Source organism: Nocardia sp. NPDC050406 (genome assembly GCF_044459025.1).
Lineage (GTDB): Bacteria > Actinomycetota > Actinomycetes > Mycobacteriales > Mycobacteriaceae > Nocardia.
Genome location: NZ_JBITIM010000001.1, coordinates 2,251,213 through 2,264,008 on the forward strand (window position 1 = coordinate 2,251,213; position 12,796 = coordinate 2,264,008).

At 69.4% G+C, this 12,796-nt stretch carries 13 protein-coding genes; 1 reads left to right on the forward strand and 12 read right to left on the reverse strand.

What is annotated here, in order from left to right; translation table 11 throughout:
- The first annotated feature begins 43 nt into the window (after positions 1 to 43).
- On the forward strand, positions 44 to 1,495 hold the full coding sequence (locus ACIBH2_RS10725; RefSeq protein WP_397115684.1) for an MFS transporter: 1,452 nt from the start codon (positions 44 to 46) through the stop codon (positions 1,493 to 1,495).
- Here ACIBH2_RS10725 and ACIBH2_RS10730 read toward each other — a convergent pair.
- The 12 genes from ACIBH2_RS10730 to serB form a co-directional block, all read right to left on the reverse strand.
- Positions 1,424 to 2,593, reverse strand: coding sequence for a class I SAM-dependent methyltransferase (locus ACIBH2_RS10730; protein ID WP_397115686.1), 1,170 nt, complete (start codon positions 2,591 to 2,593; stop codon positions 1,424 to 1,426). The two genes, ACIBH2_RS10725 and ACIBH2_RS10730, sit on opposite strands and share 72 nt — an antisense overlap.
- 3 nt (positions 2,594 to 2,596) lie before the next feature.
- Positions 2,597 to 3,574, reverse strand: coding sequence for a class I SAM-dependent methyltransferase (locus ACIBH2_RS10735; RefSeq protein ID WP_397115688.1), 978 nt, complete (start codon positions 3,572 to 3,574; stop codon positions 2,597 to 2,599).
- A gap of 47 nt (positions 3,575 to 3,621) precedes the next feature.
- Positions 3,622 to 4,389: an enoyl-CoA hydratase-related protein gene (locus ACIBH2_RS10740; RefSeq protein WP_397115690.1), complete on the reverse strand. Its 768-nt coding sequence runs from the start codon at positions 4,387 to 4,389 to the stop codon at positions 3,622 to 3,624.
- Positions 4,390 to 4,434: 45 nt separating this feature from the next.
- Complete coding sequence (locus ACIBH2_RS10745) at positions 4,435 to 5,406, reverse strand: DUF5996 family protein (RefSeq protein ID WP_397115692.1); 972 nt, start codon at positions 5,404 to 5,406, stop codon at positions 4,435 to 4,437.
- A 69-nt stretch (positions 5,407 to 5,475) separates the two neighbouring features.
- Positions 5,476 to 6,246, reverse strand: coding sequence for an NUDIX hydrolase (locus ACIBH2_RS10750; RefSeq protein WP_397116964.1), 771 nt, complete (start codon positions 6,244 to 6,246; stop codon positions 5,476 to 5,478).
- A 110-nt stretch (positions 6,247 to 6,356) separates the two neighbouring features.
- A complete protein-coding gene (locus ACIBH2_RS10755) occupies positions 6,357 to 7,538 on the reverse strand; it encodes a Cmx/CmrA family chloramphenicol efflux MFS transporter (protein WP_397115694.1) in 1,182 nt (393 codons plus the stop codon).
- Between the two features lie 267 nt (positions 7,539 to 7,805).
- Positions 7,806 to 8,240, reverse strand: coding sequence for a MoaF-related domain-containing protein (locus tag ACIBH2_RS10760; RefSeq protein ID WP_397115696.1), 435 nt, complete (start codon positions 8,238 to 8,240; stop codon positions 7,806 to 7,808).
- A 420-nt stretch (positions 8,241 to 8,660) separates the two neighbouring features.
- Positions 8,661 to 9,494 carry an ABC transporter ATP-binding protein gene (locus ACIBH2_RS10765; protein WP_397115698.1) on the reverse strand — a complete coding sequence of 278 codons (834 nt, stop codon included), beginning with the start codon at positions 9,492 to 9,494 and terminating at the stop codon, positions 8,661 to 8,663.
- 54 nt (positions 9,495 to 9,548) lie between these two features.
- Positions 9,549 to 9,743 (reverse strand): hypothetical protein, encoded by a 195-nt coding sequence (locus ACIBH2_RS10770; protein ID WP_397115700.1) that lies wholly within the window; start codon positions 9,741 to 9,743, stop codon positions 9,549 to 9,551.
- A 171-nt stretch (positions 9,744 to 9,914) separates the two neighbouring features.
- Positions 9,915 to 10,676 (reverse strand): peptidyl-tRNA hydrolase, encoded by a 762-nt coding sequence (locus tag ACIBH2_RS10775; RefSeq protein WP_397115702.1) that lies wholly within the window; start codon positions 10,674 to 10,676, stop codon positions 9,915 to 9,917.
- Positions 10,677 to 10,716: 40 nt separating this feature from the next.
- Positions 10,717 to 11,199 (reverse strand): protease inhibitor I42 family protein, encoded by a 483-nt coding sequence (locus tag ACIBH2_RS10780; protein WP_397115704.1) that lies wholly within the window; start codon positions 11,197 to 11,199, stop codon positions 10,717 to 10,719.
- Positions 11,200 to 11,332: 133 nt separating this feature from the next.
- Positions 11,333 to 12,628 carry a phosphoserine phosphatase SerB gene (gene serB / locus ACIBH2_RS10785; protein WP_397115706.1) on the reverse strand — a complete coding sequence of 432 codons (1,296 nt, stop codon included), beginning with the start codon at positions 12,626 to 12,628 and terminating at the stop codon, positions 11,333 to 11,335.
- Positions 12,629 to 12,796 lie beyond the last annotated feature (168 nt).

The following is a 12,796-nucleotide window of genomic DNA, read 5'->3' on the forward strand; positions in this document are numbered from 1 at the left end:
CGGGGGTCTCGACAGGCGAAGAGTCGTGCCTTACTTTGTGTACATGTATACAAACAATTCGCGCGCCCCCGCGCTGGGGGCGATTGCCATGGCGCAGTTCATGATCGCGCTGGATACCGCCGTGGTGAATGTGGCGCTGCCCGAAATTCGGACGGCGCTCGGATTCGCGGCGGTGGATCTGGCCTGGGTCGTGCACATCTACGCGCTGACGTTCGGCGGGTTCCTGCTCCTGGGTGGTCGTGTCGGCGACCTGTTCGGGCGACGGCGGGTGTTCGTCGGCGGATTGCTCGCCTTCGGTCTCGCCTCGCTGGCGGGCGGAGTGGCGCAGGAGTCTTGGCAATTGGTGGCGGCGCGCGCGGCGCAGGGCGTGGCCGCGGCGGCGGTGGCCCCGGCGACGCTGGCCATGTTGAGCGTGCTCTTTCCGGCAGGGCGACCGAGGGTGCGGGCCTTCGGGGTATGGAGTGCGGCCAACGCGGCGGGCGGGGCGCTGGGGGTGCTCGCCGGTGGCGTGCTCACCGAGTACGCCGACTGGCGGTGGGTGATGCTGGTGAATCTGCCGACCATCGCGGTGGTGCTCGGCTGTGCGGCGCTGGGGATTCCGGCGGATACCCGTGGCGCGGTGCGGGATCGGCTCGATGTCGTGGGCGCGACGCTGGCGACCGGCGGGCTGGGGCTGCTGACCTTCGGCGTGGTGAACACCGACCGACAGGGCTGGGGATCGGGGGTCACCTGGAGCACCCTCGCGGTGGCGGCACTGCTGCTTAGTGCGTTCGTGGCGGTGGAGGCCAGGTACGCGGATGCGCCGCTGGTGCGGCTCACATTGCTGCGCAGCCGTTGGATCGCGGGCGCGGATCTGTTCGTGTTGTTCGCCGCCGCAGGGCAATTCGCGGCCTTCTACTTCGCCTCGCTGTACATGCAGCAGGCACTCGGCATGAGCGCGGCGGCCACCGGGCTCGCGTTCATTCCCTTCACCCTCGGCGTCATCGGCGGCACCGTGGTCGCGACCCGGTTCGGCACCACGTATTCGCCGCGCACACTGTTGATTCCGGGCGCAGTGGTGGCGGCGGCCGGTTTGGGCTGGTTCGCGCTCATCAGCCCGGACGGCGGTTTCGTCGCCGATGTGCTCGGCCCGTCACTGGTCACCAGTATCGGACTGGGACTGTGCCTGGCACCGGTGGCCTCGGCCGCCACCATCGGCGTACCGGTGCGCGATGCCGGTATGGCCTCCGGATTGCTCAACAGCGCAAGACAACTCGGCGGCGCCATCGGACTCGCCGCGCTCGCCACCCTGGCGGCCGGACGAATCGGCACGGCCACCACCCCGGAAGCGCTGACGGGCGGTTACGCCTTCGGTTTCGCCATCGCGGCGGGGCTGCTGTTCACCGCAGCGCTCGTAGCGACCTTCGTACTTCCCCGCGATCGCTCAGGGGGTCGCGCAGACGAAGACGGTCGGAGTACGGCCGATGCGGGTGATGACCAGCGTGTGGGGTTGTGAGCCTTTGGGTTTGAGCCGGGCGCGCAGCGTGTCGGGGTCGATATCCACTCCGCGGGTGAGGATTTCGAGGGGGCCGCAGTCGCGGCGGTGCAGTTCGGCGCGGAGGGGTTTCTCCTTGAACGGCATCTGGTGCAGGATGCGGAAGCCTCGGGTGCCCGGGGGGACGGTGTCGCCGGTGAGGTAGGCGATGCGCGGATCCAGTTGCCACAGACCATGTTTCGCGGCGTAGTGGCGAACGAGACCGGCGCGGACGACGGCTCCGTCGGGGTCGATGATCCACTCGCCGGGGGCCCGCTCAGGGATGTCGTCGGGATCGGCGTCGGTGATGGCCCAGGCGGGGCCCGAGGAGGACAGGACGGTGGCGCGGCGGGTGACATCGGGCGCGGTGAGGCCCGGGGACCAGAGGCAGGCTTCGCGGACAGCGCCGTCCAAGGAGACCACCTCGACCTCGCCCGCCCAGTCGAGGCGGTCGAAATCCAGTCCGGGAGCGCACTTCACGGCCAGATCGCGACCCGCGTAGGCGGCCAGCAGATCGGGCAGCGGCGGTTGCAGTTTGGCGGGATCGTGGGTGCGGCGGCCGTCCGCCCGGCGCGCCGGATCGGCGATCACGACCTCGGCCGTACTGCATGGGACGAGCGCATCGGCCTTGGCGAGCAAGACATTTCGAGATGCGGCGCGGCGCAGGTTGTGGGCGGCGATATCCAGCCGCACCTGATCGAGATCACTGCCGATGACCGCCGGGCAGACCCGGGACAGCTCCACGAGTTCCGCGCCGATGGAGCAGGTCACGTCGTGGACGGTGCGCCCGGCCAGACGCTGGGCGCGCTGTCGCGCCACCAACGAGGGCGTCGCCTGCTGCAACGCGTCGTCGGTGAACAGCCACTCCCCCGCGTCGGCCAGTTTCGCATCGGCGCGGCGGCGCAGGCGCACGGTCTCCACCAGCGCGCTCGCGCGATCCCCGAAGGCGCGTCGCGACCGCTCCAGATCACGCAGCAACGACGCCGGGGTCAAGGCCAGCTCGTCGGTCTCGGCGAGTGCGGCCGCACCGGCCGCACTCCCGAGATACGCGATGTCCTCGCGCGAAAAGCCGTAGCCCACCGGCTACTTGGCGGCAGCGTCGGGCTTCACGCCGGTGATCATGACGTTGTAGAAGAACTGCCTGGGCACCACGTGGCGCAGCACCTTCTCGTCCAGCTTGCTCAGGCCCAGCCAGGCGCGGTACTGCGCCATGCGGTAGCCGACGGTCAGCTTGGCATCGGGCACCGCGGCCTCGAAGGTGCGCACCGGCCAACCCCACAGGGCGGCGGCGAACTCCTCGGTCTTGGCCAGCACGTCGACCGCGCCCGCACGGCGGGCGGTGTCCTCGAGATCGGAGGGGTCGAAGGTGTGCAGGTCGACGACGGCCTCGAGGGCGGCGGCGCGGGAGGACTCGTCCAGCTCCTCCTGCGGGCGACGCCAATCCTTCAGGAACGGCAGCTTGGTGATCTCCGTGGTGACCTTCCAGGTGATCTGCCCCAGCTTGCGGGCGTAGAAATTGCCCACCGTGGTCGGCTCACCCGCGAAGACGAAGCGCCCGCCCGGCTTGAGCACCCGCAGGCACTCCTTCAGCGCCAGCTCCACATCCGGAATGTGGTGCAGCACAGCGTGTCCCACCACCAGATCGAAGGTGTCGTCCTCGTAGGGAATGGTCTCGGCGTCGGCGACCCGGCCGTCCACGTCCAGGCCCAGGTTCTTGCCGTTGCGGGTGGCGACCTTGACCATGCCCGGGGACAGGTCGGTCACCGAACCGGACTTGGCGATACCGGACTGCATGAGGTTCAGCAGGAAGAAGCCGGTGCCGCAACCGAGTTCGAGCGCGCGGTCGTACGGCAGCGGCGCATCCGGGACCACGGCGTCGAAACGGCCGCGCGCGTACTCGATGCAGCGCTCGTCGTAGGAGATGGACCACTTGTCGTCGTAGGTCTCGGCTTCCCAGTCGTGGTAGAGGACCTGCGCGAGCTTGTTGTCGGTCAGCGCGGCCTGGACCTGGGCCTCGGTGGCGTGCGGGTTCGGCGCTGGGTCGTCAGGACGAGCAGTCATGGAGGGCAGCCTAATGAATCACCGGATACGCCCGCAGATCGGCCCGGTCAACGACCGGTGAATCGCGCCGTTCCCGGACCGTCCGCCAAATAGGAACGTGTTCCAACCTGCTGATCTTCGGTGCCGAACAGTTCGGACCACTCGGTGCGGGCCCGATCGTGGCCGTGCGTACCGGCCTCGAAAACGCGCTTGGCGGCGGCGAATGCGCGCGCCGGGCCGTCGGTGTAGCGCCGGGCCCAGCGCAGTGCGGAGTCGAAGACATCGTCGGGAGCGACGACCTCGTCGACCAGGCCGAGGGCCGCGGCTTCGTCGGCGTCCACGAAGCGGCCGCTGTAGACGAGATCCTTGGCGTGCGACGGGCCGATGAGCAGGCTGAGGCGGCGAATGCCCGACAGCGGGATCAGGCCCGCCTTGATCTGCGGCAGGCCGAGTTTCACGTTGTCGCCGATGATGCGGCGGTCCGCGCCCAGGGCGAGTTCGAGGCCCGCGCCCAGGGCGTAGCCGCTGATGGCGGCCACGGTGGGCTGTGGGATCCGGGCGAGGCAGCCCAGCGCCGACTGGAGATCCTTGGCCATGGCCGCGGCCTGCTCGCCGGTCAGGCGCGCCAGTTCGGCCATGTCGTCACCGGCCGAGAAGACCCGCTCGTCGCCGTAGACCAGCACGGCCCGCACCGACGCGTCCGCCGCGATCGCCTCGGCCGCCGCGGCTACTTCCAGGGCCACCTGGAGGTCGATCAGATTCATCGGCGGGCGTGCGATACGGAGGACGGCGATACCCTCCGCCATATCCCGGTCCACGGTTACGAATTCGGCCACAGCCGTGAAGCGTACTGCCGGGCCGACGACCGGCCCGACTCGCCATCAATCGGTCCAGCGCGGCGGGCCGGGCTCGCGCAGGACCGGATCGGTGATGCCGCCCCAGCACGCCAGTTTCGGCGTGTCCCAACCTGCGAGCTCGGAGCCACGACCGTAGACGAATTGGAAGAATTCGAGCGCGGAGCCCACCGGGTCGGGCGTGTCGCGGGCGTCGTCGTAGGCGTAGTACGCGGCGTGCGCCGAGCCGGAGGGCACCCAACGCGCCTTGTCCGGTTTCGGCGCGACATCGGTCAATCCGTCCGGCTCCGGCGCGATATAGGAGTAGAAGGTCGGCTCGGGCACCTTGTCGTCGCCGAACCAGAATCCGGCGCTGATGTCCTCGCGCGAGTACGCCTCGCGCGTCACCGGATCCACGCTCGCGGGCATATCGATATGGCGCGGGGAGAACCGCTGCACGGCGATATCGAAGGTGTGCCAGAACACCTGGACCGGGCTGATTTTGCCGGAGAAGGTCGCGCTGAACTCCTCCAGGATTCGCCCGACCTGGCTGTAGACGTGGAAGGCGTGCCGCGCCTTGGCCGGGTCGTAGTCGGCGTGTTCGGTGTCCTCGTCGAAGGGGCGGCCGTGATCGGGCAGGTCGTAGGGCGTCGGGTGGGCGAGGGTGACGTCGATGCCGAGTTGTTTCAGCGCCGCCATGGTGTCGGTGTAGAAACTCGCCACCGATTGGCCGACGAGGGGAACGACCCCGCGCTCACCGCTGTCGGTCTCGATGCGCAGATCGTGGTCGAAGAAGTCGAAGGCGCAGGTGAAGACCGGCCCGGTGCGCGCGGTCCCGAGCGGCACGGTGGTCCACCCCCGCGCGGTGGTCCGGTAGGTCATATGCCACCAGTGGTTGCGCCGAATCCCCTTGGCCAGCGCCACCTTGCCGACGATCTGCACGAATCGGTGCAGCGTCTCCTTGGTGGGTCGCCACGACTCCAGCGGGATGGCGGGCAGTGGCTCGTTCACCTGCGTCATCGGTCACCTTCCGTCGGGGGTGTCTCCGGGTCCGCCATGCAGTCAGCGAACCCAGGGTAACCCCGACGCTCAGGGCCGCTGGGAGCCGCGCAGCCGCGCACCGTCCGGCAGGTCCGCGAAGTAGCGGTCGGCGTTCGGGAAGGCCAGGGTCGGGCCGCCGCCGGAGGGGTCGTAGACCGGCATGATGGGCTCGATGGTCGGGGTGGCGGCGAGAATCTCGGCGGTGGAGGCGAATTCGCCGAGCACCACCAATTGCGACCAGGTGGGCGGGAGCAGGACGTCGAGCCCGGATTTCCAGCGCTCGACGGCCTCGGCGGGGGTGGACCAGGTGACGACCTCGGCCTCGGAGGTGGCGTCGTCGGCGACCTGGCCCTCGGGGAGCACCGCGACGAAGAAGCGGGTGTCGTAGCGGCGCGACTCCACCTCGGGGGTGATCCAATTCGCCCACGGCCGCAACAGATCCGCGCGCAGCACCAGCCGCTCGCGGGTCAGGAATTCGGCGAAGGACAGTTCCCGGCGCTCCAACTGCCCGCGCGCCTCGGCGTAGACGGTGGTGTCGGAGACGACCGTCTCGGCGGTCGGCCCGGCGAGCAGCACGCCGCACTCCTCGAAGGTCTCGCGCACCGCCGCGCACACCAGCGCCTGCGCCCGGGGCGCGTCGGTGCCGAAACGCCCGGCCCACCAAGCGGGTTCGGGGCCAGCCCAGTCCAGCGCGACCTCGGCGTCGGTGCGATCCACGCCGCCGCCCGGGAACACGGTCATCCCCGCCGCGAACGCCATGGCGTTCACCCGGCGCTGTAGGAAGATCTCCGGCCCGTTCGCCCCATCGCGCACCAGCATGACCGTGGAGGCATCCTTCACCGGAACCACGGCGGACTGGGAATCGGCAACTGTCTCGCTCACATTTCGCACCCTAACGTTTGCTCGGTCACGGCGACAGGGCGGTCCGGTCAGCGGGCCTCGACCATGTCCGGCTCGGCCGGGCTGGCGGCGCGACCCACCAGCGCCGCACCCACCGCGGCGGCCGTGAACGCGACACCGCACCACAGCGCCGCGGTGGCGTGCCCGGCGCGGTCGACGACGAGCCCGGCCGCGACCGGACCGAGTACGGCACCGATATTGAACGCGGTGGTGGCCAGGGCACCGGCGATGCGGGGAGCCGTCGGCGCGGCGGCCTGGACGATGGTCGCGATGAGCGTCGACCCGACGCCGAAGGCGACCGCGCCGACCACCGCCGCCAGGGCCAATACGCCGATGAGGGTGTGCGCGGTGAGCGCGGCCAGGAGCCACACGCCGACGAGTCCGATCGTGCCGCCGGTGATGATCCGCTCGCGGTAACGGTCGCAGTAGCGTCCGGTCAGGGTCACACCGGCGAAGGAGCCGATGCCGAACAGGGCCAGCGCGATCGGAGCCCACCGGTCACTGGAGACGGCGGCGGTGATGGTGCCCAGGTAGGTGAAACCGGCGAAGGTCGCGGCATTGACGAGGACTCCGGCGACGACCGCGACGAGCACCGGGCGCTGGCGCACCACGGCCCATTCGCCACGCATCGAAAGTGCCTGTCCGCCAGCGTGTTCAGCGTTGTCGGCAGCCCGACCGACGAGCACAAAGACCGGGACGAGCAGCGCGGCGCTCACGACCGCGACCGCCCAGAACGCGCAGCGCCACCCCCACAGCTGGCCCAGCAGCGTGCCCGCGGGTACGCCCGCGATACAGGCCACCGTCACCCCGGAGACCACCACGGAGGTGGCTCGCCCGACGGCCGACGGACCGACCAGACGCGGCAGTGCGGCCAAGGCGATGGCCAGGAATCCGGCATTGGCGACCGCCGCGACAATGCGGGTGGCGAGCAGGAGCGGAAACCCGGTGGCGACGGCACCGACGACATGCGCGACGCCGAACAGCGCCAAGAATCCCGCGGCCGAATACCGCAGCGGCAGACGGCCCGCCGCCACGGCCATGACCGGGGCCCCGACCACCATGCCCGCCGCGAACAACGAGGTCAGCAAACCGGCGGCACCCAGCGAAATCCCGATGTCGGCGGCTATCGGCTCCAACAACCCCGACACCATGAACTCGGAGGTGCCCTGCGCGAAGACCGCGACAGCCAGCACGAATACCACAATGGGCATGAAGAACTCCCGAAGACAGGGCGCCACGACGGCACCCGAACGAGCGCGGTCTCGGGCGCAGCGCGACCCGACCGCGTGAATCGACATCGTCCGGCATTGCGAGACAACACGATCGGCGGTCGCCCGGCGACCGTCTCGGCCATGCTCACAACGCCGCCCAGCACACCGGCCGGGCGGCTACCGTCTGGATGCCTCGGGAGAATTCACGCCGACACCGTAGCAACCCGCCACGGACGTGCCAACGGGATAACGGCCACGACCCTCGGGTCACTGCGTCAAACGCACGGAGCCCGAGCGGGTTTCGACGATTTGGGGTGCGTTCGGGTCGGGCCGGTGTGACCAGGTGCCGCGCATCTCGCCGGTGCGGAAGTCCTGCACCTGGCTGATCACGGTGCCGTCGCGGGTCCAGGTCACCAGGAAGACGCCGGTTTCCAGGGGTTCGATCGCGGCCGGTGCGGTGCTGGGAACATCGGCGACGATGTAGGTCACCGATTTGCCGTCGGGGCCGACGGTGAGCGTTTCGACATTCCCGCCGTCGTAGGCGATACGTACCGTGCGGCCGTTGAGGGTGGAGGGCGGGGTGGCGGTGGCGATTCCCACGCCGGAGGGTGAAACCTGCTGCGGCGGTGGTGGATCCGCCACACATGCGGCCCTGGCCAACACCATGGCGACGAGCGCCACCGAAACGAGAGTCCGACGCATCGCTGCTCCCTCCGTCCGCGGCGACGCCACCCTGGCCGCCGCTTCGCGCTGAGTGTTCGCCGCAGAGCGGCCGCACCACAGCGGTCGCCGATATCAGCCGGTTCGTCCGATGTCGGCTATGTTGCGGACAGTTTGCCCGTCCACTGCTACTGGTGCAACGGGAGCACGCCGCACGCAGACGGCGAACGCCCTGAACCCGGTGAGCATGGCACCGATCCATCAGCGGCGTAACCGAATCCGCGCAAGCGAAACCGGCGCTTGTCGAATCTCATGGAATCCGACATCTCGGGCGCGGCTACCCGCGCACGGCTGTCACGGCGGGTGCGACCGTCCGACGCGGCACGGCTACTCGGCCAGGCGAGGGGGTGCGGCGAGCGTCAGCTCAGCGGCTGGGTGCCGACCGACGCTGTGCGCGAACGCTCAGCGGCTGCGGTGCCGACCGAAACGCTGTGCGCGACGGGCGAAGTAGCGGTCGTCCACCCGATCGAGCGCGATCGCCTGGTGGAAGGCCTTGCTCAGGTTCTCGGCGGTGAGCACGTCCTCGAGCAGACCCTGGGACACCACGCTGCCCTCGTTGAGGAGCATGGCGTGGGTGAAGCCGGGCGGGATCTCCTCCACGTGGTGGGTGACGAGCACGGTGGCGGGGGCGTCGGGATCGGCGGCGAGATCGCCCAGGCGTTCCACGAGCTCCTCGCGGCCGCCCAGATCGAGTCCGGCGGCGGGTTCGTCGAGCAGCAGGAGTTCGGGGTCGGTCATGAGGGCGCGGGCGATGAGGACGCGTTTGCGCTCACCCTCCGAGAGCGTTCCGTACGCGCGGTCGGAAAGGTGTTCCGCGCCGAGGCTTTCCAGCACGTCCACGGCGCGCTCGGTGTCCATGTCGTCGTAGCGTTCCCGCCAGCGGCCCATGACCGCGTATCCGGCGGAGACCACCAGGTCCGACACCTTCTCGTCGCGCGGTATGCGGCTGGCGACCGCGGCGGAGGAGAGTCCGATGCGCGGGCGTAGCTCGTTCACGTCGATCCGGCCCAGCGTCTCGCCGAGCAGGTTCGCCGTGCCCGAGGTGGGATGGATTTCGGCGGCGGCCATTCGAAGCAGTGAGGTCTTCCCGGCCCCGTTGGGGCCGAGCACCACCCAGCGTTCGTCGAGTTCCACCTGCCAGGTGACCGGCCCGACGAGGGTGTGACCGGAACGTCGGACGGTGACGTCGTTGAAGTCGATGAGCAGATCGGGATCCGGTTGCGGCACGGGGTCCATCTTGTCTCACACCCCGCGAGGCGCGTCAACGTGGTGTGCGATCACGAAGCCGTGTCACAGTCCGGAGGGGCGACGGTCGCGGCCGAATTCCTCGGCGGGAAGGTCGAATTCCCATAGCTCGGGGCGATCGGAATCGGTCGTTCGGCGGCGCGGATCGACGCGCGCGGAGCGAAACATGCGTGCCAGAATCAGCGCCGCCGGAATCGACAGCAGCACCCATACGACAAGAATTACCAGCAGAGTCGTCATCTCCGTGTTTCCTCCCGGGGAAACTCGTGCACCGATCCTTGCCCAGGTATCCGGGGAAGTCGATACCCACAGCACACATGGGCCAGTGTGGAGACCGTTCGGTTCATCGCTGGGACATTGCCACGCGTGTCGCGACCCTTCCGCAAAGTCCCAGCCCCCGAACGCCTTCCGTCACCGTCCCGGCACCGCGATCACCGTCATCGATCCCGGGGCCACCTCGGTGAACCCGGCATCGCGGACCGCGACCGCGCTGCCCTCGGCCACCTGTCGCCGCAACCGCGCCCAGCGACCGGAATCGGCCTCTGCGACACCGCAGCGGAAACCACTCTCGGCCCAGGCGTATGCCCGTTCGACCGGTAGCGCACCGGCCAGCAGCATGCTCGCGTGCCCGACCTGAGCGGCAGCCTTACCCACTGTCATACCCAATTCGGAGTTCACCCATAACACCGGATACTCGGGGACGAAATCAATGGGTTCGTCGAGGGGCAATTCGGTGCCGCCGATCTGCAGCCGTTTGATGCGCGGATCGATCGACCCGACCGGTCCGGGCACCAGCGCGCGAGCCTGCGCGCCGTCGATCTCGACGGTGACGCCGTCGACCTCCTGCGCGGCCAGCCAGTGCGCGCCGCGCGCCCGCCGGGCGACCTTGCGAATGCGGGAGCGCTTCCACGCCAGGTATCGCTCGGACCATTCGCCGTCCGGACCGACCCGCTCGTCGAGGCACAGGGCGACGGCGGAGGCGGCGGCCGCGGCGAGCAGCGCGCTGCGGCGCGGCGGCTCGGCCTTGGGAATGTGCAGGACCATCTGCATGGCCTGCACCTGTGCGGGATCGTCCGGATCCCCGGCACCGCCGTAGCCCTGGGCGAGTTCGGCGTGCCGGGCCTGGAATCCGGCGAATCCGGTAGCGGAGTCACATTCGAGCGATTCGACCACTACTCGACAGTAATGGACGCGCGGCTAACGGTTTTCGCGGCTACCGCACTCGGACAGTGAGGGTGAAGGTCTTGTTGGCCTCCGACGGGGCCTCCCACGACCGGGCGTAGACCAGTTCGAGCGTCGAGATGCCGGACTGCACGGCACGGAATGCCCAGGTGTCCGTACCGCCCTTGCCGGGCATGGCCGGGCCGTCGTCCTGCTGGTAGCTCGGCTCGCCGTCCTGGAGCAGCATGCTCTCGTCGAGCCGCTGAATCCCCCAGGAATACCCGGTCGACGGGTTGGACGGCAGCTTCACCAGCAGCCGCTGTCCCGGAACCAATTGCAGCTCCGTGCCATTGGCGGATTCGTCGACCGTCACCGGCGACGGCGCGGGCGCGGGCTCGGTGGTCGCGGACCCGGAGGTCGGCGCGGTCGAGCTGGACGCGGCGGCGGTGGTCGAATGCCCCTCGTGCCCGGAGTCGTCGTTGCCGCAGGCGGTCAGGGCCAGTCCGAGCACCACTACAGGCCAGAGTTTTCGCACCGCAGTCTCCTGTCGACAAAGGTCGAGATCCGTGCGGTCGAGCCTAGCGGCGAATACTCGGCAGACCGGCGAACCACACCCTGCGGACGTTTCGGCGGGACGGACATGCCCGCCGGGCGACGCGGGCTTCGGCTCAGCCCAGCGGGACGCGGCGGCGAATGCCGTCGCGGGCGTCGGCGGCCTCGACCTCTTCGCGGGTGACGCCGAGGATGAACAGCACCGCGTCCAGGTACGGGTGCGACAGCGCCGTATCGGCCACCTCGCGCAGGGCGGGCTTGGCCTGGAAGGCGATCCCCAGCCCCGCCGCGTTCAACATGTCGATGTCATTGGCACCGTCGCCGACCGCGACGGTCTGCTCCATGGCCACGCCCATCTCACTCGCGAACCGACGCAGCGCGACGGCCTTCGCGGGACGGTCCACGATCTCCCCCACCACGTGGCCGGTGAGTTTGCCGTCGACCACCTCGAGGGTGTTGGCCTGGACGAAATCGAGCTCCAATTCCCGTGCCAGGGGCTCGATCACCTGACGGAAGCCGCCGGAGACCACGCCGCAGCGGAAACCGATGCGGCGCAAAGTCCGAATGGTGGTGCGCGCGCCCGGGGTGAGTTCGATGCGCTCGGCCACCTCGTCGATGACGGAGGCGTCCAATCCGGCCAGGGTTGCCACGCGTTGCCGCAACGATTCGGCGAAGTCGATCTCGCCGCGCATGGCCGCCTCGGTGACCTTGCGGACCTCCTCCTCGACCCCGGCGTGCGCGGCCAACATCTCGATGACCTCACCCTGGATGAGGGTGGAGTCCACGTCGAAGACGATGAGCCGCTTGGCACGCCGCGCCAGACCGGCGCGCTCCACCGCGACGTCGACGCCCTCCTTGACCGCGACCTCGGCCAGGCCGGTGCGCAGGCGGGTCTCCGCCACGCTCACATCGGTTTCGGAGATCGCGGACGGCGCACGGGTGTCGTCCATGGGCACGGTGACGGCCTCGGTGGACGGCGCGGTGACGAGCAGTTCCAGACCCGTCACCGGGTAGTCGGCGAGTCCGCGAATGGAGTCGATATTGACGCCCTGCTCGGCGAGCTTGCGCGAAATGGCACTGACCGCCCGCGCGGTGACCGGGCTGCCCAGCACCACCACGGCGTGGGTGGAGAGCTTCGCGCCCGAGAAGCTGTTCTGTCCGTTGACGCCGATCTCCACGTCGACATTCATGCCGACGGTGGCCATGGCGTCCTCGAGCTGATCCTGCAGCGCCTCCGGATCGCTGGGACACGACACCAGCACGCCCAGGGTCAGCCGCCCGCGGATCACGACCTGCTCCACATCCAGCAGGCTCACGGAGTTGTTGGACAGCGCGGCGAGCAGAACCGACGTCACGCCCGGCTTGTCGGGTCCGGTGACCGTGACCAGAACCGTCGTGTCAGACGCGCTCAATCGAAAACTCCGTTCCTCGGGACACTCGTCGCCCATACGCGGGCAGGCTCGCTAATTCTGTCAGGTGCGCGGCGGGGCAGCCGCGCCGACCACCGACCGTTCCGCGGCCGAACTGAAATGCGGCGACCGTCCGAGGACGATCGCCGCATTCCGGCCGAACTGGTGGCG

Coding starts and splice junctions, on each gene's coding strand:
- ACIBH2_RS10750 (WP_397116964.1), bottom strand. CDS start 6,246: ATGCTGGTGCGCGATGGGGCGAACGGGCCGGAGATCTTCCTACAGCGC.
- ACIBH2_RS10745 (WP_397115692.1), bottom strand. CDS start 5,406: ATGACGCAGGTGAACGAGCCACTGCCCGCCATCCCGCTGGAGTCGTGG.
- ACIBH2_RS10760 (WP_397115696.1), bottom strand. CDS start 8,240: ATGCGTCGGACTCTCGTTTCGGTGGCGCTCGTCGCCATGGTGTTGGCC.
- ACIBH2_RS10755 (WP_397115694.1), bottom strand. CDS start 7,538: ATGCCCATTGTGGTATTCGTGCTGGCTGTCGCGGTCTTCGCGCAGGGC.
- ACIBH2_RS10735 (WP_397115688.1), bottom strand. CDS start 3,574: ATGACTGCTCGTCCTGACGACCCAGCGCCGAACCCGCACGCCACCGAG.
- ACIBH2_RS10765 (WP_397115698.1), bottom strand. CDS start 9,494: ATGGACCCCGTGCCGCAACCGGATCCCGATCTGCTCATCGACTTCAAC.
- ACIBH2_RS10770 (WP_397115700.1), bottom strand. CDS start 9,743: ATGACGACTCTGCTGGTAATTCTTGTCGTATGGGTGCTGCTGTCGATT.
- ACIBH2_RS10725 (WP_397115684.1), top strand. CDS start 44: ATGTATACAAACAATTCGCGCGCCCCCGCGCTGGGGGCGATTGCCATG.